This is a genomic window from Haemophilus parahaemolyticus (assembly GCF_018373095.1).
In the GTDB taxonomy this organism is placed as follows: domain Bacteria; phylum Pseudomonadota; class Gammaproteobacteria; order Enterobacterales; family Pasteurellaceae; genus Haemophilus_A; species Haemophilus_A parahaemolyticus_A.
The window spans coordinates 1-23,796 of the sequence record NZ_JAHAHT010000001.1 but is presented as its reverse complement, the minus strand read 5'-3'; the positions used below and the strand labels follow the sequence as shown (position 1 = coordinate 23,796).

33 protein-coding genes and 1 pseudogene are annotated in these 23,796 nt (G+C 39.6%); 6 read left to right on the top strand and 28 right to left on the bottom strand.

Features of this window, described 5'->3' with window-relative positions:
* Positions 1-79 precede the first annotated feature (79 nt).
* From accA to KH943_RS00160, 3 genes are all read right to left on the bottom strand, one after another.
* Positions 80-1,027: an acetyl-CoA carboxylase carboxyl transferase subunit alpha gene (gene accA, locus KH943_RS00170; RefSeq protein WP_304106176.1), complete on the bottom strand. Its 948-nt coding sequence runs from the start codon at positions 1,025-1,027 to the stop codon at positions 80-82.
* Positions 1,028-1,257: 230 nt separating this feature from the next.
* Positions 1,258-2,679, bottom strand: a complete 1,422-nt coding sequence (locus tag KH943_RS00165) for a multicopper oxidase domain-containing protein (RefSeq protein ID WP_304106175.1) — start codon at positions 2,677-2,679, stop codon at positions 1,258-1,260.
* A gap of 59 nt (positions 2,680-2,738) precedes the next feature.
* The gene (locus tag KH943_RS00160) at positions 2,739-3,458 is read right to left on the bottom strand and encodes a 1-acylglycerol-3-phosphate O-acyltransferase (protein ID WP_304106174.1); all 720 of its coding nucleotides are present in this window, start codon (positions 3,456-3,458) and stop codon (positions 2,739-2,741) included.
* A 132-nt stretch (positions 3,459-3,590) separates the two neighbouring features.
* Here KH943_RS00160 and tpx point away from each other — a divergent pair, with 132 nt between their 5' ends.
* Complete coding sequence (tpx, locus tag KH943_RS00155) at positions 3,591-4,088, top strand: thiol peroxidase (RefSeq protein ID WP_304106173.1); 498 nt, start codon at positions 3,591-3,593, stop codon at positions 4,086-4,088.
* A 54-nt stretch (positions 4,089-4,142) separates the two neighbouring features.
* Here the strand turns inward: tpx and rppH are convergent, their stop codons facing one another.
* The 3 genes from rppH to KH943_RS00140 form a co-directional block, all read right to left on the bottom strand.
* On the bottom strand, positions 4,143-4,787 hold the full coding sequence (gene rppH / locus KH943_RS00150) for an RNA pyrophosphohydrolase (RefSeq protein ID WP_304106172.1): 645 nt from the start codon (positions 4,785-4,787) through the stop codon (positions 4,143-4,145).
* A gap of 618 nt (positions 4,788-5,405) precedes the next feature.
* Positions 5,406-5,546 (bottom strand): hypothetical protein, encoded by a 141-nt coding sequence (locus KH943_RS00145; protein ID WP_304106171.1) that lies wholly within the window; start codon positions 5,544-5,546, stop codon positions 5,406-5,408.
* Between the two features lie 210 nt (positions 5,547-5,756).
* Positions 5,757-6,500 carry an MlaA family lipoprotein gene (locus KH943_RS00140; RefSeq protein WP_304106170.1) on the bottom strand — a complete coding sequence of 248 codons (744 nt, stop codon included), beginning with the start codon at positions 6,498-6,500 and terminating at the stop codon, positions 5,757-5,759.
* A gap of 156 nt (positions 6,501-6,656) precedes the next feature.
* Between KH943_RS00140 and metJ the strand changes: the two genes are divergently transcribed.
* The 5 genes and pseudogenes from metJ to KH943_RS00115 form a co-directional block, all read left to right on the top strand.
* Positions 6,657-6,974 carry a met regulon transcriptional regulator MetJ gene (metJ, locus tag KH943_RS00135; RefSeq protein WP_005709104.1) on the top strand — a complete coding sequence of 106 codons (318 nt, stop codon included), beginning with the start codon at positions 6,657-6,659 and terminating at the stop codon, positions 6,972-6,974.
* 58 nt (positions 6,975-7,032) lie between these two features.
* Positions 7,033-7,269 (top strand): YhdT family protein, encoded by a 237-nt coding sequence (locus tag KH943_RS00130; RefSeq protein ID WP_304106168.1) that lies wholly within the window; start codon positions 7,033-7,035, stop codon positions 7,267-7,269.
* Positions 7,270-7,272: 3 nt separating this feature from the next.
* Positions 7,273-8,715, top strand: coding sequence for a sodium/pantothenate symporter (gene panF / locus KH943_RS00125; RefSeq protein ID WP_304106166.1), 1,443 nt, complete (start codon positions 7,273-7,275; stop codon positions 8,713-8,715).
* A gap of 28 nt (positions 8,716-8,743) precedes the next feature.
* Positions 8,744-9,109 carry a DUF4870 family protein gene (locus KH943_RS00120; RefSeq protein ID WP_304106164.1) on the top strand — a complete coding sequence of 122 codons (366 nt, stop codon included), beginning with the start codon at positions 8,744-8,746 and terminating at the stop codon, positions 9,107-9,109.
* Between the two features lie 221 nt (positions 9,110-9,330).
* Positions 9,331-9,534: pseudogene (locus KH943_RS00115) on the top strand (IS3 family transposase); the annotation flags it as partial.
* 131 nt (positions 9,535-9,665) lie between these two features.
* Here KH943_RS00115 and rplQ read toward each other — a convergent pair.
* The 22 genes from rplQ to KH943_RS00005 all read right to left on the bottom strand — a co-directional run bounded on the left by rplQ (position 9,666) and on the right by KH943_RS00005 (position 23,530).
* Positions 9,666-10,049, bottom strand: a complete 384-nt coding sequence (gene rplQ, locus KH943_RS00110) for a 50S ribosomal protein L17 (RefSeq protein WP_005708118.1) — start codon at positions 10,047-10,049, stop codon at positions 9,666-9,668.
* 36 nt (positions 10,050-10,085) lie between these two features.
* A complete protein-coding gene (locus KH943_RS00105) occupies positions 10,086-11,075 on the bottom strand; it encodes a DNA-directed RNA polymerase subunit alpha (RefSeq protein WP_304106160.1) in 990 nt (329 codons plus the stop codon).
* A 64-nt stretch (positions 11,076-11,139) separates the two neighbouring features.
* The gene (rpsD, locus tag KH943_RS00100) at positions 11,140-11,766 is read right to left on the bottom strand and encodes a 30S ribosomal protein S4 (protein ID WP_005705947.1); all 627 of its coding nucleotides are present in this window, start codon (positions 11,764-11,766) and stop codon (positions 11,140-11,142) included.
* Positions 11,767-11,794: 28 nt separating this feature from the next.
* On the bottom strand, positions 11,795-12,184 hold the full coding sequence (gene rpsK, locus KH943_RS00095) for a 30S ribosomal protein S11 (RefSeq protein ID WP_005705959.1): 390 nt from the start codon (positions 12,182-12,184) through the stop codon (positions 11,795-11,797).
* A gap of 15 nt (positions 12,185-12,199) precedes the next feature.
* Positions 12,200-12,556 carry a 30S ribosomal protein S13 gene (gene rpsM, locus KH943_RS00090; protein ID WP_005705966.1) on the bottom strand — a complete coding sequence of 119 codons (357 nt, stop codon included), beginning with the start codon at positions 12,554-12,556 and terminating at the stop codon, positions 12,200-12,202.
* 135 nt (positions 12,557-12,691) lie between these two features.
* Entirely contained in the window at positions 12,692-12,805 is a 114-nt protein-coding gene (gene rpmJ, locus KH943_RS00085; RefSeq protein WP_005705974.1) for a 50S ribosomal protein L36, read from the bottom strand.
* 20 nt (positions 12,806-12,825) lie between these two features.
* A complete protein-coding gene (secY, locus tag KH943_RS00080) occupies positions 12,826-14,151 on the bottom strand; it encodes a preprotein translocase subunit SecY (protein ID WP_005705999.1) in 1,326 nt (441 codons plus the stop codon).
* A 3-nt stretch (positions 14,152-14,154) separates the two neighbouring features.
* The gene (gene rplO, locus KH943_RS00075; protein WP_304106148.1) at positions 14,155-14,589 is read right to left on the bottom strand and encodes a 50S ribosomal protein L15; all 435 of its coding nucleotides are present in this window, start codon (positions 14,587-14,589) and stop codon (positions 14,155-14,157) included.
* A 4-nt stretch (positions 14,590-14,593) separates the two neighbouring features.
* Complete coding sequence (gene rpmD, locus KH943_RS00070) at positions 14,594-14,770, bottom strand: 50S ribosomal protein L30 (protein ID WP_006250021.1); 177 nt, start codon at positions 14,768-14,770, stop codon at positions 14,594-14,596.
* A gap of 6 nt (positions 14,771-14,776) precedes the next feature.
* Entirely contained in the window at positions 14,777-15,277 is a 501-nt protein-coding gene (rpsE, locus tag KH943_RS00065; protein ID WP_005705945.1) for a 30S ribosomal protein S5, read from the bottom strand.
* 14 nt (positions 15,278-15,291) lie between these two features.
* Entirely contained in the window at positions 15,292-15,645 is a 354-nt protein-coding gene (gene rplR, locus KH943_RS00060) for a 50S ribosomal protein L18 (RefSeq protein WP_005706001.1), read from the bottom strand.
* A gap of 14 nt (positions 15,646-15,659) precedes the next feature.
* Positions 15,660-16,193, bottom strand: a complete 534-nt coding sequence (rplF, locus tag KH943_RS00055) for a 50S ribosomal protein L6 (RefSeq protein WP_005705968.1) — start codon at positions 16,191-16,193, stop codon at positions 15,660-15,662.
* Positions 16,194-16,209: 16 nt separating this feature from the next.
* Positions 16,210-16,602 (bottom strand): 30S ribosomal protein S8, encoded by a 393-nt coding sequence (gene rpsH / locus KH943_RS00050; RefSeq protein ID WP_005705955.1) that lies wholly within the window; start codon positions 16,600-16,602, stop codon positions 16,210-16,212.
* A gap of 36 nt (positions 16,603-16,638) precedes the next feature.
* Positions 16,639-16,944, bottom strand: coding sequence for a 30S ribosomal protein S14 (gene rpsN / locus KH943_RS00045; RefSeq protein ID WP_005705950.1), 306 nt, complete (start codon positions 16,942-16,944; stop codon positions 16,639-16,641).
* Between the two features lie 11 nt (positions 16,945-16,955).
* The gene (rplE, locus tag KH943_RS00040; protein ID WP_005705961.1) at positions 16,956-17,495 is read right to left on the bottom strand and encodes a 50S ribosomal protein L5; all 540 of its coding nucleotides are present in this window, start codon (positions 17,493-17,495) and stop codon (positions 16,956-16,958) included.
* Between the two features lie 19 nt (positions 17,496-17,514).
* Complete coding sequence (gene rplX, locus KH943_RS00035) at positions 17,515-17,826, bottom strand: 50S ribosomal protein L24 (protein WP_005705990.1); 312 nt, start codon at positions 17,824-17,826, stop codon at positions 17,515-17,517.
* 10 nt (positions 17,827-17,836) lie between these two features.
* Positions 17,837-18,208 (bottom strand): 50S ribosomal protein L14, encoded by a 372-nt coding sequence (rplN, locus tag KH943_RS00030; protein WP_005619403.1) that lies wholly within the window; start codon positions 18,206-18,208, stop codon positions 17,837-17,839.
* Positions 18,209-18,421: 213 nt separating this feature from the next.
* A complete protein-coding gene (locus KH943_RS00025; protein ID WP_304106086.1) occupies positions 18,422-19,543 on the bottom strand; it encodes a hypothetical protein in 1,122 nt (373 codons plus the stop codon).
* 58 nt (positions 19,544-19,601) lie between these two features.
* Positions 19,602-20,330, bottom strand: coding sequence for a hypothetical protein (locus tag KH943_RS00020; protein ID WP_304106085.1), 729 nt, complete (start codon positions 20,328-20,330; stop codon positions 19,602-19,604).
* A gap of 266 nt (positions 20,331-20,596) precedes the next feature.
* Positions 20,597-20,965, bottom strand: coding sequence for a 50S ribosomal protein L7/L12 (gene rplL / locus KH943_RS00015; protein WP_304106083.1), 369 nt, complete (start codon positions 20,963-20,965; stop codon positions 20,597-20,599).
* A 54-nt stretch (positions 20,966-21,019) separates the two neighbouring features.
* Complete coding sequence (gene rplJ / locus KH943_RS00010; protein ID WP_005705978.1) at positions 21,020-21,514, bottom strand: 50S ribosomal protein L10; 495 nt, start codon at positions 21,512-21,514, stop codon at positions 21,020-21,022.
* A 348-nt stretch (positions 21,515-21,862) separates the two neighbouring features.
* Complete coding sequence (locus KH943_RS00005) at positions 21,863-23,530, bottom strand: anaerobic C4-dicarboxylate transporter (RefSeq protein WP_304106079.1); 1,668 nt, start codon at positions 23,528-23,530, stop codon at positions 21,863-21,865.
* Positions 23,531-23,796 lie beyond the last annotated feature (266 nt).

Genomic DNA, 23,796 nt, shown 5'->3' with positions numbered 1-23,796 from the left:
AGAATATAGGTGAGCACATAATGTTAGTGTTTGTACTCAATTATGCTCCCTCCATTTAGAGGGAGCGATAAAAGGATGGTTAGCAATAACCATAATTCATCAAACGTTGATAACGACGATGTAACAACGCTTCTTTATCCAGATTATCCAATTCGTGTAAATCGGTTAGAATGCGTTGTTTGAGGTTTTCTGCTATTTCTGTGTAATTACGGTGAGCTCCACCGAGGGGTTCTGCCACGATTTCATCGATCAGTTTCAACTCTTTTAAACGTTGTGCGGTTAAGCCCATTACTTCCGCAGCGGTTGAGGCTTTTTCGGCACTTTTCCAAAGAATTGAAGCACAGCCTTCTGGTGAAATAACTGAGTAAGTTGAATATTGCAACATATTGACTTTATCGCCTACACCAATGGCTAATGCACCACCTGAACCACCTTCACCGATAACGGTACAAATCACAGGCACTTTAAGCTGTGACATTTCACGCAAGTTGCGAGCAATCGCTTCCGCCTGACCACGCTCTTCCGCACCGATACCAGGGTATGCTCCAGGGGTGTCGATAAAAGTAATGATTGGCAAGTTAAAACGCTCTGCCATTTCCATTAAACGTAATGCCTTGCGGTAGCCTTCTGGAGCTGGCATCCCAAAGTTACGTATCACTTTTTCTTTTGTGCTTCTACCTTTTTGATGCCCAATAACCATCACAGGACGTCCATCTAAGCGTGCAATTCCACCGACAATCGCTTTATCATCTGCAAAAGCACGATCGCCCGCAAGTTCATCAAATTCGGTGAAAATATGCTCAATATAATCTAAGGTATAAGGACGATTTGGGTGACGAGCCATTTTAGAAGTCTGCCACGCATCTAAATTAGCAAAGGTTTTTTTGGTGAGCTCTTGCGCTTTTTTCTCTAAACGTTTGATTTCATCATCAAGATTGATTTTGTCATCTTGCTCTGCCACTGCCTTTAGCGACTCAATTTTCGCCTCAAGTTCGGCAATCGGTAGTTCAAAATCTAAATATTCCATACGTTATCCTATTTGTTTATGTGTCGGACATTTTAAAAACGTGGTATTCGATGTAGAGGTTTAGCCCACTTAATGAAGAATCATTATGTGGGGCGGAGGTAACCTTACCCCTACGAAATAATACCTAAAAAATTGGCTTATTTTACCTGATAGACAGCAAGTTGTCGCAAAAAGCGGTTATTTTTCCGCAATTTTTTGCAGATTTTCATACAGATCCGACCGCTTGTATTTTATGTTTCAACCGTAAACTGTCCCATTGCCCCTCGATCTCGCAACATCAAATCCGACACGCCAAAGCTAAATGGCAGCTCGTTGCTGGCTTCGTGTTCAAATTTCACTAACAAAGTTACTTCCTGATCTTTTGGTAGCCAAACCGTATCCTTCCACGCTAAGTATTTGTTCTGCAAACGTTGGCGGTTGCGAGTTTCCACCACAAATTTCGCCCCTTGTAAGGTAAAGCCAATATCACTGTCGCTGGTAAGATACCAACGCTCCACTCTCCCTTTTTTCACACTGAAATCAATCCGTTTCGGGTCGAAGCGTTGTTGGTTAATCAGATAATCTAGCGGGCGGAGATGAAATTTTCGCTCATTGACGATATTCATCTGGAAATCTTCCAGCTTAAACGGCACGGTTTCTGGCACTTGCGTAAACACAGCGGCTAAGCCTTGTGGCTGTAAGGTTAAGATAATATTATCCGCCAGCTCATTACCATCGCTAAACAGCAATTTTGCCTTATCCAGCAAGCTACGTGGCTCGCCCGTAATTAATGACACTGGCGTCTCTTCTTCCACTTTCACCAACACCTCCACCCGTTCACTTGGAGCAAGCATTACCATCGGCTGGGCAATCGGCTTTTCAAACATTCCTAACCCTGTGGCAATTAAGTGCAACGGCTGACCGTTATCCAAGTGTAATTCATATGCACGAGAGAGTGAGGCATTTACAATTCGCAGACGAATCCAGCCCGCTTGCACTTTTAGGTAAGGCGATTCCTGTCCATTCACAAACAGACGTGAACCGAAAAATTGCGATTGGCTCGGATCGAGCACCTGCTTGCCTTCCTTATTGATTTGCTGATCTTGCAAAATCAGTGGAATATCATTCACACCATATTGGTTTGGCAGATTAGTTTTCTTGCTCTCCGCATCCTCAATAATCCACAGCCCCGCCAAGCCACGATAAACTTGAAGAGCAGAATTAAGCAGGGTGTCCGCGTGATACCAGCACGTGCAAGCGGATTGATTTACGCTCACAATTGGAGACCAGCTAGTTTTAGGCTCGAGCTTACGATGCGAAGAACCAAGCATCTCACTGGGTGTAAGTAAACCTTGAATGTTCATTGAAATTGTCTGCGGGAGGTTATTTAAGTAAGTGAGTTTGACAAAATCTTGCGACCGCACACGAACTGTCGGGGCGAGATATTGCCCATTTACGCCCCACACATCAACCAACTTCCCAGCCTTAAATTGCGTTTGAGCAGGGCGAAGATCAAGGCGAATAGGGCGACCGCGACCGACAGCAACAAGCGGTGGGATTTTCAATGCAGGTTGCGAATTTGCCCACACAGGTGAAGGCAGTGCGACCATTGCAGAAGCCAAACCCGTGCGTTGCAAAAGCTGGCGACGGGTTAAGTGAAGAGGTTCGTTCATGTTTTTTTATTTTATATATTAAAATATTAAAGTGTTACTCTCCCCTTGTGGGAGTAAAACTATTTATCCAACTGCTCGATTTCCTCATCAAGCTCCGCAATTCTTTTCTGCATTATTTGATGGCAATGTTCGATAAGCTCTTTCAAATTATCACGGCTGTAACCGCTAGTATCAATCGGATCAAGCTCTTCGCAAATCACCGTGCCATTGTCCCAACGGTTTAAATCCACTTTATTGTGTAGCGTTGAGCAAACAATCGGGATAATTGGTACACCAGCGGAAATAGCGGTGTGGAATGCTCCCGTTTTGAATGGCAATAAACCACGTCCACGGCTACGCGTGCCTTCAGGGAACATCCAAATCGAAATTTGACGTTTTTTAATAATCTCACCCACTTTCGCCATTGTACTAATAGCACTACTGCGTTTCTCACGGTTGATGAAAATATTGCCCGTTGCCCAATAAACTAAGCCGAAGAAAGGGATCCAAATCAAGCTACGTTTACCGATAGTCACGGTTTTTTCAGGCACCATAGAAGAGATGGTCACCATATCATAGTTATTTTGGTGATTAGCGATATAAATCGCGGGTTGATGTCCGCTAGTATGGGAGCGGCGAATCAATTTAATGCCAAGCAGCTTATGCATTTTGCTATACCAATAAGCAATTTCGCCCACACAATTTGGGTTGCGGAAGCGGATTAATGCATAACAAAAACCGACCACAGAGATGAGGATTGAGCAGCATAACACCAACAAAATTCGAATAAGTTTTAACATAAAATTCCCTCAAAAGTTAGACGAAGAGTATAGCAAAAAATAAACTATTAGAGAAAAAGGTTTGTTTTGACTTGTATTGAAAAGCAGATTGGGTATAGTAACCTCATTTTTCCAAACCAAAAAGAGGATTTTATGGCAGTAACATTAGCAGGCAACCCAATTGAGGTTGGCGGACATTTTCCACAAGCGGGCGAAAAAGTTGAAAACTTTACTTTAGTCGGCAATGATTTAGCCGATGTTTCATTAAATGATTTTGCAGGCAAACGCAAAGTATTGAACATCTTCCCAAGCATCGACACAGGCGTGTGTGCTACTTCGGTGCGTAAATTCAACCAACAAGCGGCAGATTTAAACAACACTGTGGTGCTTTGCATTTCAGCCGATTTGCCATTCGCACAAGCTCGTTTCTGCGGTGCAGAAGGGATTGAAAACGCAAAAACGGTTTCTACTTTCCGCAATCATGCAGTGCACGTGCAATTGGGCGTGGATATTAAAACTGGACCGCTTGCGGGCTTAACCTCACGTGCGGTTGTTGTGTTAGATGAGCAAAACAACGTATTACACAGCCAATTGGTTTCAGAAATTAAAGAAGAACCAAATTACGACGCGGCATTAGCAGTATTGGCTTAGTAGGTACATAACAAAACAAAGGGTATCCAATGGAAATGGATACCCTTTTACTTTTTATTTTTTAGTACACCAAGGATGAGCCCCTTTGCGTTTCTTATATTTGAAATAAGCAGGCTGAGCAGATTTTGGCTTGTAGACTGCGAACGATGCTTTTTTCACATTTTCTTTCGAATGCTCTTTTTCTTCTTTTGGATTATCTTCTTGTGGTTTGATAAAAGGGTCGTTGATTAACATGCTGGCAAACTCTTTCATCACCTTGCGATAAACATCACGTTTAAATGAAACCACCTGACGTACAGGATACCAAAAGCTTACCCAACGCCAACCATCAAATTCAGGCGATTTGGTGGTTTTAAGATTGATACTTGCTTCATCACCAATAAATTGCAACAAAAACCAACGCTGTTTTTGCCCAATACAGACAGGCTGATTGCCTGAATTCTCACGCACTAAGCGTCTTGGCAGCTTGTATTTCAACCAATATTTTGATGCCCAAATTAATCGCACATCTTTTCTAGTTAAGCCGACCTCTTCAAAGAGCTCACGGTACATCGCTGTTTCGATGTTTTCGCCTTCGTTAATGCCACCTTGCGGAAACTGCCACGAATTTTGCCCAAACCGTTTCGCCCAGAGAACCTGACCGTACTTATTACAGATGACGATACCCACATTCGGGCGATAACCATCGGAATCGATCACTTCATTCCCTATTTCATATTAAAAATGCAGAGATTGTTTCATAAATAGCTCATTTAGACAAGTCTAAAACAAATTGTAGATAAATCTGTAGATAACTTTTAAGATTCCTGTGAAAAGATGTTTGATAAGTGGGGAAAATCAGCGATTTAACTAGTTTGGGAAATAATCCAGAAGTGGATCTTTTAGCTAATTTCAAACACTATATGGATCTTCATTTTTGCACAAAAAATAGATAAGTTCTGGATAACCATCCATTTCTTTTTGTATTCAAACCAAATTGGTGGCTTTATTCACACAAGCAGAAAAATTATCCCCATCAGTTGTGGATAAAAATGTGATAAAAATTCAAAAAGCAGGTGAATAACTTAGATTAACTCTAGTTGTTTAAGAAAAAGATTAATGAAAACAAGATCTTATGTAGTAAATGAAAAGTAGAGAAAAATAAGCACGTGGAGAGATTATTTTTTAATCAGTTGGATATGTGTTTATTTTACAAGATATTTTAAATTAAAATGTTGGTAGAGATTGTTCTCAAAACCAACATTTCATTAGATCTTGTAAATTCTTCAAAATGGCTTGTAACGAAAGCAATTTTTCGTTAAAACAAATTTTAATCGATTAATCAATAATATCTGGTGTAACAGCATCAACCACACTCACCGCGGTACCAACTACACCGCCTACAACAGAGGTTACTAAACAGCCACTTAATGTGAGCATAATGAATGATAATGCGAGTAATTTTTTGATAACTTTCATTTTTCCTCTCAAATTGACATTATTCAAATTTTGATTTACCTAAATAGGTAGAAAATTAAAATATTGTTACTGGGTTTGATTCACTTAATACATCTGCTGAAGCCATTAAACTTGCACTTATAAGCGGTAAAATGATAAAAAGTTTTTTCAAATTCATACCAGTTCCTCTTCATAAAAAATGCAATTGCTTTTATTAAAATTACGTTAATTCTAATCAATCCCCTTCAACTCATCTTCCGACAGCGTCTCTTTCTCTTCACTCGCTTTGCCGTTATTTACTTTAAATTCCAAGTTTTGGAAATAAGCTTCACGGAAAGTTACATAAGGGTCGAGCGATTGTTTGATTAACGCATCTTGGTCAAGTAAGTTAGCACGGGTATTAATGCCTTGAACGCTAAATTTTAAAATACTCCAAGGGGTAGTTAAAAGTGAAAGCACAGGATATGCAGAATCTACTACTTTTCCGACCGCTTGTCGTGGGGTGGTTGGTCCGTAGCCTGGCACCATAATATATGCCCCTGTGCCCACGCCATAGTGCCCAAGCGTTTCGCCAAATTCACGGTTGCCGTTATCAAGTTTTAAGTCTGGTGTTTTGCTTGCCCAGTCGATTAAACCGCCAATACCGAATACGGAGTTAATCCAGAAACGGTTGAAGTGAATCATCGCTTTTTTCACTTCACCCTCTAACAAACGATTGACAAAACTCGCTGGCTCATCCAAGTTATTCGCCACATTCACTAAACCTGTTTTAACTGGACTTGGCACATAGTCTCGCCAACCTGTCGCCACTGGTTTAACCACATAAGGATCAAGATAGTTGTAATTTACATTCCACATCGCACGGTTAAACCCTTCGAGTGGATCTTTGCGTTCGCCCGTGTTTGGGTCGATGACAGATGAACAAGCGGTCAATAATAGACTTGCAGTTACCAATGCAGTGGCTTTTAATTTCATAGTGTTTCCTTGTTAAACTCAATGCGGTTATTGTACTTGTTCGACGCCTAAAAGACCAACAGCTTTCTGCATAAAATCACAATAGAAATCTAGACGTCTAGATTGCGATATAGTTCAGATTTGATTACAATAACGCCATTTTAGTGGGGAAAATATATGAAAGATTGGCGAGGCGAATACATTAGCCCTTATGCAGAACACGGTAAAAAAAGTGAACAAGTGAAGAAGATCACCGTATCAATTCCAATTAAGGTATTGGAAATTCTAACCAATGAGCGTACGCGCCGTCAGATTAAAAATCTGCGTCACGCCACTAATAGCGAACTACTTTGTGAAGCCTTTTTACATGCGTTCACAGGGCAGCCTTTGCCAACCGATGAGGATTTAATGAAAGAACGCAGCGATGAGATTCCAGAGCAAGCAAAAGAAAAAATGCGTGAGCTTGGCATTGATCCTGAGAATTGGCAATACTGATTAATTCCCACGTTTGTGGGATTTTTTATACTACAACAAAAGCACAAAAGGAGTTTTTATGCAAACAAAACAACTGACGAGAGAGGCTCAATGGGCTTTGGGCTTAACCATACTCTATATGTTCGGCTGGATTATTTTAGCCTACTTTTTCCCTGTGAAATTAGGCATTCTAGGCTTACCGATTTGGTTCGAACTTTCTTGCGTTTTTCTACCGCTTCTGTTTACCCTGTTGGTGTACATCGTGGTGAAAAAGGTGTATCAAAATATTGACTTAGACAGCAACGTGGAGGAATAAGCGATGAATATGGAAATGGTTATCCCACTGATTGCCTATCTTTTGTTTGTGTTTGGCGTGGCATATTATGCTTATCGCCAACGTCAAGGCGGCAGTTTCTTATCTGAATATTATGTAGGCAATCGCTCAATGTCTGGCTTTGTATTGGCAATGACTACCGCAGCTACCTACGTGGGGGCGAGTTCTTTTATTGGTGGTCCAGGAGCGGCTTACAAATATGGATTAGGCTGGGTATTACTTGCAATGATCCAAGTACCCGCTGTATTGCTCGCATTAGGCGTACTTGGCAAAAAATTCGCCCAACTCGCTCGCAAACATAAAGCAGTTACCATTAACGATTTACTATTTGCACGTTACAAAAATCGCTTCGTCGTGTGGATCGCAAGTCTTGCATTATTACTCTCTTTCTTTGCGATGATGACGGTACAATTTATCGGAGCAGGTCGCTTGCTTGAAACCACGCTGGGAATGGACTACAAGCTAGCAGTGATGATTTTTGCAGTTACCGTTGGCATTTATACCTTCATCGGAGGATTCCGTGCTGTGGTAATGACCGATACTGTGCAAGGTCTAGTCATGCTTATCGGTACATTTTTCCTTCTTGGTGGCGTAATTTATGCTGCTAACGGGCTAGAAAATGCAATGGAGACTTTGAACAACATCAACCCGCAGCTACTTGCTCCATATGGTATTGATGAACGTCCGCTTGACTTCACTTTTATGACGTCGTTCTGGGTACTTGTTTGCTTTGGTTTGATTGGCTTACCACCGCTTGCGGTTAGAAGTATGGCATATAAAGATAGCCAATCTCTCCATCGAGCATTAGTTATAGGTACATTAGTCGTCTCTCTTTTAATGCTTGGAATGCACTTAACTGGCGTGATTGGACGTGCAGTTGTGCCAGATTTAAAGATTCCCGATCAAGTGATTCCAATGTTAATGATACAAGTATTACCACCTGTCGTAGCAGGCATTTTCCTTGCCGCACCGATGGCAGCCATTATGTCTTCCATCGACTCACTACTTATTCAATCTTCCTCAACATTGATTAAAGATTTATACCTTGCGGTAAAACCAAGTGCAGTGCATAACGAGAGTAAACTCAAACTGTTCTCAACGCTCACCACGCTCACCTTTACTTTCTTGCTCGTGTTTGCCGCTCTTAATCCACCAGATATGCTAATTTGGCTGAACTTACTCTCACTCGGCGGTTTAGAGGCAACCTTCTTATGGGTAATCGTACTCGGGCTTTATTGGGACAAAGCGAATGCAACAGGTGCAATGAGTTCAATGTTGGTCGGCTTAATCAGCTATGTGATTATCTCAACCTTTAAAATCAGCATTTTCAGCTTCCACGCCATTGTGCCATCGCTTGTTTTAGGCTTGATTGCGTTCTTGATTGGAAATCAATTTGGAAAATCAGTAAATAGACAAGCGGTCAAATAATCAGATTTTTTTACAAATAGGAATGATGATGAACGAGCCATTATTGCAACCACCTCACAATCCAAATCAACGCACTATGATGATTATCACATATGTGCTATTTGGAGCAGGTGCTATTTTCGGCGGTTTACCTGCTATCGCAGGTGTGATTTTGGCTTATACCAAACGACAAGATATGTTGCCAAATTCACTTTACCATAACCATCTTACCTTTCTGATTCGAACCTTCTGGGGCTCAGTCGCGGGTACGGTGATAGGATTTATCCTTAGCTTTATCGGCATTGGCATTTTGGTACTTTTTGCGGTGGGAATTTGGTATCTTTTCCGTGTGATTTACGGCTTTGTCAAATTGATGGATGAGAAATCCGTCACAACAACAGGCTGGTTTGTGTAACAAAAAAGCTGATATTATCAAAGCGGTTCAATTTTGTAAATATTTTACACGATTGAACTTGCTTAAATTATCCTAATCATAGCCCTTATAAGCACTCACGATTTGGACGTCGGATAAAGGTAAACCTTTTTGCTCTGTTTCAAAAGTTGGACTAAACAACCAACTGACTAAAGTACAGATTTTTTATGACCGAATACAACACTCTTTTTAAATAACAAGTCATTGAATTTTTCTTCAAAATAGTAAAAATCATTCACTTACCCGTAAACATTTTCAACTTGCCAGCAGAACATTGCAATATTGGGTTAGCCAATTTAATTAGTAGAATCAATGAGTTAGCTATGCTAGATAAGAAGCGAAATTACTCACCTGAATTTAAACTTAACATGATACAAGCGGTTAAAAATGGGCAATTTTCTGCAGAAAAATTTACTTACATTTTGATATTACTGGGTAAAATCGCACTTTTCTAAAAATACGATCTCACCATAATAAAAAAGTTGATTTTGGAATACCAAAATCAACCTCAAAAAAGCTAACTCAATCTGAGTTTAAATTATTCCGCAGCTTCAGCTGAAACTTCAGGACGATCTACAAGCTCAATGTATGCCATTGGAGCATTGTCGCCTGCACGGAAACCACATTTTAAGATGCGAGTATAACCACCCGCACGTTGTGCAAAACGTGGACCTAATTCATTGAATAATTTAGCAACTGTTTCGATGTTGCGTGTACGAGCAAAAGCTAAACGACGGTTTGCAACGCTGTCTTCTTTTGCTAAAGTAATTAATGGTTCAACTACACGACGTAACTCTTTAGCTTTAGGCAATGTTGTTTTGATGATTTCGTGTTCAACTAAAGAACTTGCCATATTACGGAACATCGCTTGGCGATGGCTGCTGTTACGGTTTAATTGACGTCCACTCTTACGATGGCGCATAACCTATTCCTTCTTAGAAAATCTATTGACCCGAAATTAGTCTTCAGCAATGCTTGCTGGTGGCCAATTTTCAAGGCGCATACCCAGTGATAAGCCACGAGAAGCGAGAACATCTTTAATCTCTGTAAGTGATTTCTTACCAAGATTAGGCGTTTTTAATAACTCAACTTCTGTACGTTGTACTAAATCACCGATATAGTGAATTGTCTCTGCTTTCAAACAGTTAGCAGAACGAACTGTTAATTCAAGATCATCAACTGGACGGAGTAAAATCGGATCAAACTCTGGTTTCTCTTCTTTCACTTCTGGTTGACGAACATCACGTAAATCAACAAATGCGTCTAACTGTTCAGCTAAGATCGTTGCAGCACGACGGATGGCTTCTTCTGGATCGATTGTGCCATTTGTTTCCATCTCAATAACGAGTTTATCTAAGTCCGTACGTTGTTCAACACGAGCCGCTTCTACATTATAAGCAATGCGATCAATTGGGCTGAAACGTGCATCTACAAGTAAACGACCGATAGGACGATCATCGTCTTGAGCATGTACACGAGCTGATGCTGGTACATAACCACGACCACGTTGTACACGAATACGCATATTGATGGTCGCATTTTTATCTGTCAAATGACAAATAATATGGTTAGGATTTACAATTTCAACATCACCATCATGTGTAATGTCGCCTGCAGTCACAGGGCCAATTCCAGATTTAGTTAGTGTCAAAACAATATCATCTTTGTTTTGCACTTTTACCGCTAGACCTTTAAGGTTTAATAATACTTCAAGAATATCTTCTTGTACGCCTTCCTTGCTGCTGTATTCATGTAATACACCATCAATTTCAACTTCAGTTACGGCACAGCCTGGCATTGACGAAAGTAAAATGCGACGGAGTGCGTTACCTAATGTATGGCCAAAACCACGTTCTAACGGCTCTAGGGTCACTTTTGCGTGAGTTAAACTAATTTGTTCAATATTCACTAAGTGCGGCTTTAAAAATTCTGTCACAGAACCCTGCATTTTATCCTCTCTTTGTTTATAAGCTTACTGATAATTAAATAATATGTGTTAAGTAAATTAACTATTATTTAGAGTAAAGCTCAACGATCAGATGTTCATTGATGTCTGCTGATAAATCAGAGCGTTCAGGGGTACGTTTAAATACACCTTCCATTTTAGTTGCATCAACTTCTAACCAAGTTGGTTTTTCACGTTGAGTAGCTAATTCTAATGATGCTTTAATACGTGCTTGTTTTTTAGATTTTTCACGAACAGCAACTACATCATCAACAGAAACTTGGAATGAAGGAATATTTACTACACGACCATTTACTACGATAGATTTGTGGCTTACTAATTGACGTGCTTCAGCACGAGTAGCTGCAAAACCCATACGGTAAACTACGTTGTCTAAACGACCTTCTAATAATACTAATAAGTTCTCACCCGTATTACCTTTTAAGCGGTTAGCTTCTTTGTAATAGTTACGGAATTGACGCTCTAAAATACCATAGATGCGGCGAACTTTTTGTTTTTCACGTAACTGACTACCATAGTCAGATAAACGTGGCTTACGAGCACCGTGTTGACCTGGTGCTACATCAAGTCTATTTCTACATTTTGATTCAATCGCACGAACGCCTGATTTTAAGAACAAATCAGTACCTTCACGACGGCTTAGCTTGAGCTTAGGACCCAAATATCTTGCCATTTTCTTTCTCCAATTATTCTAACGTCAATTATACGCGACGTTTTTTCGGTGGACGACAACCGTTATGAGGAATCGGAGTCACATCTGTAATGTTCGTGATACGAAAACCTGCTGCATTTAATGCACGGATTGTTGATTCACGACCTGGACCCGGACCTTTAACCATAACTTCCAAATTCTTTAAACCAAATTCTTTAACCATTTCTGCACAACGCTCTGCAGCAACTTGAGCAGCGAATGGAGTTGATTTACGAGAACCACGGAAACCTGAACCACCAGCAGTAGCCCATGCTAATGCGTTACCTTGACGGTCAGTGATGGTTACGATTGTGTTATTGAAAGATGCGTGGATATGAGCTACGCCATCTGCAATCTGTTTTTTAACGCGCTTACGTGCGCGAACTGGTGTTTTAGCCATTATTATCTACTCCGACTATTTTTTGATCGGTTTGCGTGGACCCTTACGAGTACGCGCATTAGTCTTAGTACGTTGACCACGTACTGGTAAACTACGACGATGACGTAAACCACGGTAGCAACCTAGGTCTAAAAGACGTTTGATGCTTAAAGTTACTTCACGACGTAAATCACCTTCGACAGTAAATTTACCAACTTCTTCACGCAGTTTTTCAATCTGCTCTTCAGACAATTCTCTGATCTTTACATCTTCAGCAATACCCGCTGCAGCACAAATAGCTTTAGCACGAGTTTTACCGATACCGTAAATTGCAGTTAATGCGATTACAGTGTGTTTTTGATCAGGAATGTTAATGCCTGCAATACGGGCCACTATGCACTCCTATTATTTAAAGTTTATTGATATGCTGATCTTGAAAAGCCCGTTTCAGGATACTCAAACAGCATATCAGGACGAATGAGCTGAGCAGTATACCTGCTCAGCGGGTTCTTTGCAAGAAATATACGATTAACCTTGACGTTGTTTGTGTTTAGGATCGCTACAAATTACGCGAACAACACCTTCACGTTTAACAACTTTACAGTTACGGCACATTCTTTTAACTGAAGCACGAACTTTCATTGCTTATCCTTTTTTAAGGGCTATTGCCCTAAGCCTTTCAAATTGGCTTTCTTCAACACAGAATCATATTGTAAAGACATCATATGACTTTGAACCTGTGCGATGAAATCCATAATAACTACCACTACGATTAATAATGAAGTACCGCCTAATTGAAATGGCACTTTCCATAATGATGTAATGATATAAGGAACCAAACAAACAAAGGTAATATACAACGCACCAATTAAAGTTAAACGAGTCATTACTCTATCAATATAACGCGATGTTTGTTCGCCTGGTCTATAACCTGGTACAAACGCACCTGATTTCTTAAGATTATCCGCTGTATCTCGTGGATTATACTGCATTCCTGTATAAAAGAAAGCAAAGAAAATTACAGCCATCGTAAATAATACAATGTATAACGGCTGTCCTGGCTGTAGTAATTGAGATAAATCAAATAACCATTCAAAACCTTCGCTACTTTGACCAAACCACTGCGTAATACTTGCAGGGAATAAAATGATACTAGAGGCAAAGATTGCAGGGATTACACCTGCCATATTTACTTTTAATGGTAAATGAGATGATCTTGCAGGTGCCATCATTCTACCTTGTTGGCGACTTGCATAGTTTACCACAATTCTTCTTTGTCCACGTTCAACAAAGACAACAAAATATGTTACTGCAAATGCGATAATTGCTATTAGTAGTAAAACAAGAAATGAAATCTCGCCTTGTCTTGCTTCTTCAATTGTTTGACCGATTGTTGCTGGAAGACCCGCAACGATACCTGCAAAGATAATTAAAGAAATACCATTACCAATACCACGCTCTGTAATTTGCTCACCTAGCCACATTAAGAACATTGTTCCTGTTACTAAACTAATTACGGCTGTGATATAGAATAACATGTTCGGATTAGGTACTAATCCTGACAACATATTAGGAAGGGCAATTGAGATACCAATAGACTGAATAAATGCTAATAACAAAGTTGCATAGCGTGTATATTTGCTAATTTTACGACGCCCAGCTTCGCCTTCTTTTTTCAATTCAGCTAAAGGTGGGTGAATTGCTGTCAATAATTGGATAATAATTGACGCAGAGATGTAAGGCATAATACCTAATGCAAATATAGAAGCTCTGCTTAATGCACCACCAGAGAACATATTAAACATATCAATGATGGTGCCTTGTTGTTGTCGAACTAACTCAGATAAAACAGAAGCATCAATGCCAGGAACAGGTATAAAAGAACCGATACGGAATACGATTAACGCACCTAAAACAAATAATAATCTTGATTTAAGCTCGCCAGTTCCTTTTTGTGTACTACCTTGGTACCCTGGTTGCTTTGCCATTTATTATTCCTCGATAGAACCACCAGCAGCTTCGATAGCAGCTTTAGCACCTTTAGTTACACCTAAGCCTTTAACTTTAACCGCTTTTTCAATTTTACCTGCTAAGATTACTTTTGCAGATAAGATATCTTTAGTGATTACGTTAGCCGCTTTTAACGCTTCTAAAGTTACAACTTCGCCATCTACTTTCGCTAAGTCGTTTAAACGAATTTCAGCAACGCGGAATGATTTTAATGAAGTAAAACCAAATTTTGGTAAACGACGGTATAAAGGCATTTGACCACCCTCGAAACCACGACGAACACCGCCGCCTGTACGAGATTTTTGACCTTTGTGACCACGACCACCAGTTTTACCTAAACCAGAACCAATACCACGACCTAAACGTTTAGCATTGTGCTTAGCACCTTCAGCTGGAGAAAGAGTATTTAAACGCATTCTATTACTCCTCCACTTTAACCATATAAGAAACTTGATTGATCATACCGCGTACTGCTGGAGTATCTTCAAGTTCTACGGTATGACGAATATGACGAAGACCTAAGCCTTTTAACGTTGCTTTATGTTTCGGTAAACGAGCAATAGAGCTACGAGTTTGAGTTACTTTAATTTTTGCCATATTCAATTACCCCAAAATTTCTTCAACTGTTTTGCCACGTTTTGCAGCAACCATTTCAGGTGATTTCATGTTCTCAAGTGCATCAATTGTTGCACGAACAACGTTAATTGGGTTAGTTGAACCGTATGCTTTAGAAAGAACGTTACGAACACCCGCAACTTCTAACACTGCACGCATTGCACCACCTGCGATGATACCAGTACCTTCGCTTGCTGGTTGCATGAATACGCGTGAACCTGTATGTGAACCTTTAACAGGGTGTTGTAATGTACCTTCGTTTAAAGCTACATTGATCATATTGCGACGAGCTTTTTCCATCGCCTTTTGGATCGCTGCTGGAACTTCACGTGCTTTACCGTAACCAAAACCTACACGACCATTACCATCGCCCACTACTGTTAAAGCAGTGAAACTCATGATACGACCACCTTTAACGGTTTTTGATACACGGTTAACCGCGATTAGCTTCTCTTGCAGTTCACCAGCTTGTTTTTCGATGTTTGACATCTCAAATTCCTCTATTAGAACTGTAGACCAGCTTCACGAGCAGCGTCTGCTAATGCTTGCACACGACCGTGGTATTTGAAACCTGAACGATCAAATGCAACCGCTTGAACACCTTTAGCTAAAGCACGTTCTGCAACTAATTTACCAACTACTGCAGCTGCGTCTTTATTACCAGTGTATTTAACTTGCTCTTTAATTTCTTTTTCAACAGTTGAAGCTGCTGCTAAAACTTCTGAGCCATTAGGTGCAATTACCTGCGCATAAATATGGCGAGGTGTGCGATGCACAACTAAACGTGTTGCACCTTGCTCTCTCATTAAATGACGTGCACGGGTTGCACGACGGATACGAGCTACTTTCTTATCCATAGTGTTACCTTACTTTACTTTTTCTTCGCTTCTTTAGTACGTACAACTTCATCAGCGTAACGTACACCTTTGCCTTTATAAGGCTCTGGACGGCGATATGCACGAATATCTGCTGCTACTTGGCCAATTAACTGTTTGTCTGCACTTTTGAGAACGATCTCAGTTTGTGATGGACATTCACCAGTTACACCAGCTGGCAACGCGTGTTCAATTGGGTGTGAGAAACCTAAACTTAAAGCAACTGAGTTACCTTTCATTTGTGCTCTATAACCAACACCAACTAATTGTAATTTCTTCGTAAAGCCTTCAGTAACACCGATAACCATAGCATTAACTAATGCACGAGCTGTACCTGCCTGCGCATCTGCACCTGCAAGACCTTCGCGTGGTGCGAATGTTAATGTATCAGCTTCGTATTTTACTTCAACTGCATTATGAATTTCGCGAGATAACTCGCCGTTTTTACCTTTAACTGTTAATAGCTGACCGTTCAAAGTAACTTGAACACCGGCAGGAACATTAACAGGTGCTTTTGCAACACGAGACATTTTTCCTACCTCTCTATTATGCTACGTAACAGATGATTTCACCGCCGAGACCTGCTTGACGTGCAGCACGGTCGGTCATAACACCTTTCGATGTAGAAACAACTGCGATACCTAAACCACCCATTACTTTTGGTAATTCGTCTTTACGTTTGTAAATACGAAGACCAGGACGGCTTACGCGTTGGATACTTTCTACTACTGGTTTGTTTTGGAAATATTTTAAAGTGATTTCCAACTCAGGTTTTGAACCTTCAACAACTTTGAAGCTCTCAACATAACCTTCTTCAGCTAAAACGCTTGCAATAGCAACTTTTAACTTAGATGAAGGCATACTGATTGCAACTTTATTCGCAGCTTGACCGTTACGAATACGGGTCAGCATATCTGCGATTGGATCTTGCATGCTCATGTATTTACTCCCATGATTCCAAACTAAAAGAGGTTATTACCAGCTTGCTTTCTTAAGGCCAGGAATTTCACCGCGCATAGCAGCTTCACGAACCTTAATACGGCTTAAACCAAACTTACGAAGTACACCGTGTGGACGACCAGTTTGGCGGCAACGATTACGCTGACGGATTGGGCTTGAATCACGTGGAAGTGTTTGTAACTTCAAGACTGCTGCCCAACGCTCTTCATCTGAAGCAGATTCAGATGAGATAATTTTCTTTAATTCTTCACGTTTTGCGTAGAATTTATCAGCTAATTTCGCACGTTTTACATCACGTGCAATCATTGATTGTTTTGCCACGATAACCTACCTTATTTACGGAATGGGAAATTGAAAGCCGCTAATAAAGCTTGACCTTCTTCGTCATTTTTCGCTGTTGTGGTAATAGTAATATCTAAACCACGTACACGATCTACTTTATCGTAGTCGATTTCAGGGAAAATAATTTGTTCACGAACACCCATACTGTAATTACCACGACCATCAAAAGACTTCGCATTTAAACCACGGAAGTCACGGATACGTGGAACAGCGATAGAAATCAATCTTTCAAAGAACTCCCACATGCGTTCACCGCGAAGAGTTACCTTACATCCGATTGGATATCCCTGACGGATTTTAAAGCCAGCAACTGATTTACGAGCTTTAGTAATTAAAGGTTTTTGACCGCTGATTGCTGTTAGATCTGCTACTGCGTTATCTAAAAGTTTTTTGTCGGTCAATGCTTCACCCACACCCATATTCAGGGTAATCTTTTCGATTCGTGGGACTTGCATGACAGATGAGTAGTTGAATTTTGCTTTTAATTCATTCACTACTGTATCTCTGTAGTAATCATGCAGTTTCGCCATCGCATTACTCCAGTTTTAATTAAATAATTTCATTATTAGATTTGAAGAAACGTACTTTTTTACCATCTTCGAATCTAAAACCTACACGGTCAGCTTTGTTTGTTTTCGGGTTGAAGATTGCAACGTTTGAACCATCGATTGCAGCTTCTTTTTTCACTAAACCACCAGCTTTACCTAAAGCAGGAACTGGTTTTTCGTGTTTAGTGATGATGTTGATACCTTCAACAACAACTTTACCATTTGGTAACACTTGAGTTACCTTACCACGTTTGCCCTTGTCTTTACCAGCAAGAACAATTACTTCATCATTTTGACGGATTTTAGCAGCCATTACATTCCCCTTACAGTACTTCTGGAGCTAAAGAAATGATCTTCATGAATTTTTCAGAACGAAGTTCACGAGTCACAGGTCCAAAAATACGAGTACCGATTGGTTGCTCAGTGTTATTATTTAAAATTACACAAGCATTGCCATCGAAACGAATAACTGAGCCATCTGGGCGACGAACACCCTTCTTGGTGCGCACAACAACTGCTTTTAACACATCACCTTTTTTCACTTTACCGCGTGGAATTGCTTCTTTTACAGTAACTTTGATGATATCGCCAATAGCAGCGTAACGACGGTGCGATCCACCTAGAACCTTGATACACATTACGCTACGAGCCCCTGAGTTATCAGCAACATCCAGCATAGTCTGTTCTTGGATCATATTAGTGCTCCGTTAAATAAAAAAAACACCCTTTCGGGACGACACTATCCCTTAAAAGGAAATAGCCTGACAATTATACATTTTTTCTATAGCTAATACAACTTTATTTGCCACTTACTAAAAGAAAATTGCCTCCTATATTTTATTTCAAATAAATTCAAAAGCTAAAAACGTGGGTAAAGGATTACCCACGCTGAAAATAACCGTATTTAGCTAATAAGCACAAACATGTATCATATCGCATGATTTTCTACACGCATCCCCATCTCTCCCACTCTTACATTCCCACTTACATATCTCTCTCTTAGTTAAACATTGAGCAAACGCTTTATTACTAGGAGATTGTGAAATAGTTTTTGAATCTAACACATCAGTTTTATTATTTGTGCCTAACTCATTATTACGAAGAGAAATATCAGTACTGAGCCCAAGCATTTTTGCGGTTGATTCTAAACCAGCCTCTAAATTTTTACTTGATGAATAACCATTTAAAGTACAACGTTCCGTTTTATCTACAACGGTTTGTTCATAATTATTTGAATCAAAAAAACCGCCACTAACTGTCCGACTATAACTACTTCCTGTCGCGACATTCCGACAATCTGCTGCCATTTCAATTGTTGGCACTTTACTTAAATTCAATGGATATACAGGTTCAAGCGTAATTTTAAATACGTTTTTAGCAGTGTTTTGAGCAACTAACTTAAATGGAATCGCAGAAAAAAGTTTAAAATCATTATCATTTTTCAAACTTAATGGAGAATTTATTAATTTTTGTTCAATATTTGAGGCATAGCGAGCAAAATTCTGAGATTGTAGATAACGACTAGCAATGACTGAGCCAAATTGTTTCGTTTTGGCATATTTTGTATTAAGAACAGCTGTTGCAGCCGAAGTGAAAGAATGGCTTTTATCTAATGAATAAGTAAATAAATCTCTTAAACCTTGTTTTTCTTGACTCCCTAAATCATCAACACGAAAAACAAAATCATCTCGTTGTTTATTTAAACTATAATAATGTGTAAGCCAAGGAGAAATATCCTCATCACGATCAATTTCACGAAATCCATTTTGACTTAATACTGAAGAAATATTCGACTTTTGTTTCACACCATCAGACACTTTCTTACAATTTTTAAGATCATAAACATATTCCATCGTATCATATCGCCCATCATCATAATCAAAAGTTGCATAAGTGTCACCATTACTATTTATATAGACACTGCTACCACTATAATTACTTTGTAAATCAATTTTACACTGATAAGCATGAGCAGTAGGCAGAGCAAACAACGCAGTCAACATAAGTGATATTTTCTTAAAGTTTTTCATTTTTTCGCTCCTAAAAAATGCTTGCATAAAGTTATCTTTATACAAGCATAGCATTAGATTAGAATTTTGCACCCAACACGAGTCCATAGAGTTTTTCTCTATTAGTTTGCACTTGTGTCCCTGTTTGGTATTCAGATTTATAAGTACCATAAGTAAAGCGAGCAAATGGAATCAGATTGTCTTTACCTGTCCATTGATATTCTATATAAGCTCCCTGACCTGGTTTATATTTCAATGAATCTTTTAAATTTGTACCTACAATTTGTTTTTCAGAAAATTGCGATTTTGCAACAAAATCTTGATATACCCCTGTTGCAATCGCAGAGGAAGCGCCTGGAAAACGGAATACTAACCCTGCATATGCACTACCTGAAGCTAAGCCACTGTATGATTTTTCTTCCACCATTCTTGTTCTCTGATTTTCCGACTTCTTATCGTGAGGAAAAACATATAAACCTCTAACTCCAAGTTCAATATCAGCCCAATCACGAATTGGGTTCACCAAAGTATAAAGACCTAACTCAACCGCTAAACCACTCATATTAGGATAATTATCGACTGAAGCACTTTTATAATATCCACCACCAACGGATACACCAAAACGGAAACGCCCTAAACCAGATGTAGCGTTGTTTAAATCTTTATTTAAATCCATATTAGTTTGAGTACTAGCAGCCTTGCCAGAGAGGATTTCTTGTTCTAATAATGCATCACTATCAGTTTCAGCGAAAGAAATTGCAGGAATAGAGAGAAGAAGACCTAATGAAAGTAGAGAAAGTTTTTTCATATTAACTCCTAGAAGTTAAAGTTATTCAGAATAGAAGGTCATTCTTCCTGTCAAGGAAGAATGACTACATAGTACTATGTAGCTTGGAATCAATATCTAAGGCTGTTTAAACGAAGAGGAAAGGGAGGGGGTTAAAGGAAAATAGTTAACTTGAGAACGGTTAAGATAAGGGTTATATGATAAGTTACGATTAAAACGAAAAAGCCAACGGCATAACCATTGGCTTTCTCTTGAACCTGAAGATAGGTTAAAAGTTAAAATCAAAATTATTTGATTTCTACTTGTGCACCAGCTTCTTCTAATTCTTTTTTAAGTGCTTCAGCTTCCGCTTTAGAAATGCCTTCTTTTAAGTTAGCTGGAGCAGATTCTACTAAGTCTTTAGCTTCTTTTAAGCCTAAACCAGTTGCACCACGTACTGCTTTGATTACAGCAACTTTGTTTGCACCTGCATTAGTAAGAACTACGTCGAATTCAGTTTTTTCTTCTGCCGCTGCTGCACCTGCTGCTGGAGCTGCTGCTACTGCTGCCGCTGCTGAAACACCGAATTTTTCTTCCATCGCTGTGATTAATTCAACGATTTCTGATACTGATTTAGAAGCAATAGCTTCGATGATTTGTTCGTTAGTTAATGACATAACAATCAATTCCTAAAGTAAATAAGTTAAACGATTTGAGAAAACGGCGGAAAATTAAGCCGCTTCTGCTTGTAATTTGTCGCGTAATGCCGCAAGAGTGCGAGCAAGTTTGCCTGCCGCAGCTTCTTTCATTGTGCCCATTAAACGTGCAATTGCTTCTTCGTAAGTTGGTAATGTTGCTAAGAATTCAACATCTTGTGTTTTACCTTCAAAGGCTGCACCTTTAATTTCGAACTCTTTGTTTGCTTTTGCAAACTCAGTGAACAAACGTGCTGCAGCACCTGGGTGTTCATTTGAGAAAGCAATAAGAGTTGGACCAGTAAACGCATCTTTTAAGCATTCGAATTCAGTGCCTTCTACCGCACGACGTAATAAAGTATTACGTACTACGCGCATAGTTACACCTGCTTCACGTGCATTTTTACGTAACTCAGTCATTTTCTCAACTGTTACGCCACGAGAATCCGCAACAACAGCTGAAAGGGCACCTTTGGCAGCTTCATTTACTTCAGCAACAATTGCTTGTTTGTCTTGAAGATTTAATGCCATTGGTTTTAGCTCCTGATACACTCTACTATTTACATAGCAGAATTACAAAAAACCTCAAAAATTTCACCGCTTACGCGTTTCTTCTTGAGCCTAAGGTGTCCAGAAGCAGAGAAATTCTGTCTGTTCACCATCTATGTAGGATAATTAAGTGCCAAGCACTCCTACAGTCTTCGATGGGGCTTGATGAGGCAAGCACCATCAGTTTTTACACGTTACCGTGCAAAATGAGAGCAAAATTATAGTCTGAACTTGTTTATTTGTAAAGCAATAATCTAAAAAATGGTCAAAAATTTCAGACAAAAAAACGCCACGCTGGATTTCACGTGGCGTATGGAAATGCTTATCTATTTATAGATAGCCATAAATACCTGCAAAAAGGTAACCAAATACACAAGCGGTAAACACTCCAATTAACCCTGGTAGAATGAAACTGTGGTTAATTACAAATTTACCGATATGTGTTGTGCCTGAACGGTCAAATTGAATCGCCGCCAAATCACTTGGGTAAGTTGGTAAAATATAGTAGCCGTAACACGCACTTGCGAACGCCAAAATAACACCTGGTTCAACCCCGATATTTAACGCAAGTGGAACGAATGCCACCAATGCCGCAGCTTGTGAATTTACAAATTTAGAAATCAATAACAACATGACCGCATAAGTCCAAGGATGAGCACGTACGATATCACCTAATGCAGATTTCATCATTGGCGTATGCACCGCAAACATTGTTTCAGCCATCCAAGAGATACCAAACACCGCAACAAGGGCAATCATACCTGAACGGAAAATCTCATTTTTACTGATTTTGCCCGCATCCATTTTGGTGAAAATTACAATCAATGCACCTGCAAGCAACATAAAGATCTGAATCACATTCACCATACCAAGTGGTGAAGATTTTTTCATCGTATCTTTCAAAACGATGGTCGCATTTTCAATGCTTTCCACTTTATCTTTTACAGTAACAACCACTTTGCCTTCTTCTGCAACAATGGTTTGTTTCACGTTACCTTTTTCATCTAATACTTGCACATTATCAAAAGTGGTTTTTGCTTTCGCTTTATTATCTTTCACATCAAGTAATACGGTGCCGTCTTTCGCTTGTGCGACAATTTTACCCTCTTTTACGTTGATGCTTTGAACTGGTTTATTATCAACCACAATCTCTACCACTTGAGCTGGCACGGTTTTATCAAAAGAAGGACGTAATTCTTTGAAATAACCTAATACCGCCACAACCACAATCGCACCGAAGAAAATCCACATCGCATTCCAGCTTGATTGCGGTAATTTTTTATCTAAAAGTGAAGCAGAATCGCCATACACATATTTTTTGAACTCTGGATTTTTGATTTTTTCTTGGAACACAGGGTCTTTGTCTAAGTCTTTACCACGGAACCAACTGAAAATACCTATCGCTAACACACCGCAAAGGGTTGAAGGCACAGTAATTTTCAATAAATCTAAATAACCATCAAAACCTGCGAGAGGTGTTTTTGAATTCACTAAAAACGCTGTCAAAGTCACCACTGCAACTGATACCGGTGAAGCAATAATCCCTAACTGAGACGCAATTGAACTTGCCGCCATCGGACGCTCTGGGCGAATATCGTTTTTAATCGCAATGTCGTAAATAATCGGCAACATCGTATAAACCACGTGCCCTGTACCGCAAAGAATGGTTAACGTACAGGTTACAAACGGTGCAAGAATACTCACATATTTCGGGTTTTTACGCAGCATTTTTTCTGCAATTTGCAACATTACATCCAAACCACCGCTGGCTTGAAGGGTTGCAGAGGTTACCACCACCGCAAGAATAGTGAGCATTACATCAATCGCTGGTTTACCTGGTTCAATCCCAAACCCAAATACCAAAACGATCAATCCAATTCCTCCAAGCATCCCAAGTGCAATGCCTCCCTTTTTCGCTCCATAGAACAAACAGATCAACACAATCACAAGTTGAATTGCAAACTGGGTCCCTTCCCCTAAGTTCATCAGAAAATCCATAGATACCTCTATCTAGTTACAAACAAAAACAGAGCAAGTTTAGCATAAACTTCTCATAAAATTTGTGATCAAACTCAAACTATTTATTTAGGATCAAACTTCTTACCAATTTTGAGAATTTTTTAACCGCTTGAAGAAGTCAAAAACAAAAAAACCGTACAGGATTTTGATCTGCACCCCAAAAGTTAGACTAAACTTCTAACTGATTCAGGTGCAGATTTTTTTATGACTAAATACAATCAACTTTTCAAACAACAAGTCGTGAA

Excerpts from the sequence above, each read along its gene's own strand:
- accA (WP_304106176.1), bottom strand. The coding sequence starts at position 1,027 with ATGGAATATTTAGATTTTGAACTACCGATTGCCGAACTTGAGGCGAAA.
- KH943_RS00165 (WP_304106175.1), bottom strand. The coding sequence starts at position 2,679 with ATGAACGAACCTCTTCACTTAACCCGTCGCCAGCTTTTGCAACGCACG.
- KH943_RS00160 (WP_304106174.1), bottom strand. The coding sequence starts at position 3,458 with ATGTTAAAACTTATTCGAATTTTGTTGGTGTTATGCTGCTCAATCCTC.
- tpx (WP_304106173.1), top strand. The coding sequence starts at position 3,591 with ATGGCAGTAACATTAGCAGGCAACCCAATTGAGGTTGGCGGACATTTT.
- KH943_RS00145 (WP_304106171.1), bottom strand. The coding sequence starts at position 5,546 with ATGAAAGTTATCAAAAAATTACTCGCATTATCATTCATTATGCTCACA.
- KH943_RS00140 (WP_304106170.1), bottom strand. The coding sequence starts at position 6,500 with ATGAAATTAAAAGCCACTGCATTGGTAACTGCAAGTCTATTATTGACC.
- metJ (WP_005709104.1), top strand. The coding sequence starts at position 6,657 with ATGAAAGATTGGCGAGGCGAATACATTAGCCCTTATGCAGAACACGGT.
- KH943_RS00130 (WP_304106168.1), top strand. The coding sequence starts at position 7,033 with ATGCAAACAAAACAACTGACGAGAGAGGCTCAATGGGCTTTGGGCTTA.
- panF (WP_304106166.1), top strand. The coding sequence starts at position 7,273 with ATGAATATGGAAATGGTTATCCCACTGATTGCCTATCTTTTGTTTGTG.
- KH943_RS00120 (WP_304106164.1), top strand. The coding sequence starts at position 8,744 with ATGAACGAGCCATTATTGCAACCACCTCACAATCCAAATCAACGCACT.
- rplQ (WP_005708118.1), bottom strand. The coding sequence starts at position 10,049 with ATGCGCCATCGTAAGAGTGGACGTCAATTAAACCGTAACAGCAGCCAT.
- KH943_RS00105 (WP_304106160.1), bottom strand. The coding sequence starts at position 11,075 with ATGCAGGGTTCTGTGACAGAATTTTTAAAGCCGCACTTAGTGAATATT.
- rpsD (WP_005705947.1), bottom strand. The coding sequence starts at position 11,766 with ATGGCAAGATATTTGGGTCCTAAGCTCAAGCTAAGCCGTCGTGAAGGT.
- rpsK (WP_005705959.1), bottom strand. The coding sequence starts at position 12,184 with ATGGCTAAAACACCAGTTCGCGCACGTAAGCGCGTTAAAAAACAGATT.
- rpmJ (WP_005705974.1), bottom strand. The coding sequence starts at position 12,805 with ATGAAAGTTCGTGCTTCAGTTAAAAGAATGTGCCGTAACTGTAAAGTT.
- secY (WP_005705999.1), bottom strand. The coding sequence starts at position 14,151 with ATGGCAAAGCAACCAGGGTACCAAGGTAGTACACAAAAAGGAACTGGC.
- rplO (WP_304106148.1), bottom strand. The coding sequence starts at position 14,589 with ATGCGTTTAAATACTCTTTCTCCAGCTGAAGGTGCTAAGCACAATGCT.
- rpmD (WP_006250021.1), bottom strand. The coding sequence starts at position 14,770 with ATGGCAAAAATTAAAGTAACTCAAACTCGTAGCTCTATTGCTCGTTTA.
- rpsE (WP_005705945.1), bottom strand. The coding sequence starts at position 15,277 with ATGTCAAACATCGAAAAACAAGCTGGTGAACTGCAAGAGAAGCTAATC.
- rplR (WP_005706001.1), bottom strand. The coding sequence starts at position 15,645 with ATGGATAAGAAAGTAGCTCGTATCCGTCGTGCAACCCGTGCACGTCAT.
- rplF (WP_005705968.1), bottom strand. The coding sequence starts at position 16,193 with ATGTCTCGTGTTGCAAAAGCACCTGTTAATGTTCCTGCCGGTGTTCAA.
- rpsH (WP_005705955.1), bottom strand. The coding sequence starts at position 16,602 with ATGAGCATGCAAGATCCAATCGCAGATATGCTGACCCGTATTCGTAAC.
- rplE (WP_005705961.1), bottom strand. The coding sequence starts at position 17,495 with ATGGCGAAACTGCATGATTACTACAGAGATACAGTAGTGAATGAATTA.
- rplX (WP_005705990.1), bottom strand. The coding sequence starts at position 17,826 with ATGGCTGCTAAAATCCGTCAAAATGATGAAGTAATTGTTCTTGCTGGT.
- rplN (WP_005619403.1), bottom strand. The coding sequence starts at position 18,208 with ATGATCCAAGAACAGACTATGCTGGATGTTGCTGATAACTCAGGGGCT.
- KH943_RS00025 (WP_304106086.1), bottom strand. The coding sequence starts at position 19,543 with ATGAAAAACTTTAAGAAAATATCACTTATGTTGACTGCGTTGTTTGCT.
- KH943_RS00020 (WP_304106085.1), bottom strand. The coding sequence starts at position 20,330 with ATGAAAAAACTTTCTCTACTTTCATTAGGTCTTCTTCTCTCTATTCCT.
- rplL (WP_304106083.1), bottom strand. The coding sequence starts at position 20,965 with ATGTCATTAACTAACGAACAAATCATCGAAGCTATTGCTTCTAAATCA.
- rplJ (WP_005705978.1), bottom strand. The coding sequence starts at position 21,514 with ATGGCATTAAATCTTCAAGACAAACAAGCAATTGTTGCTGAAGTAAAT.
- KH943_RS00005 (WP_304106079.1), bottom strand. The coding sequence starts at position 23,530 with ATGGATTTTCTGATGAACTTAGGGGAAGGGACCCAGTTTGCAATTCAA.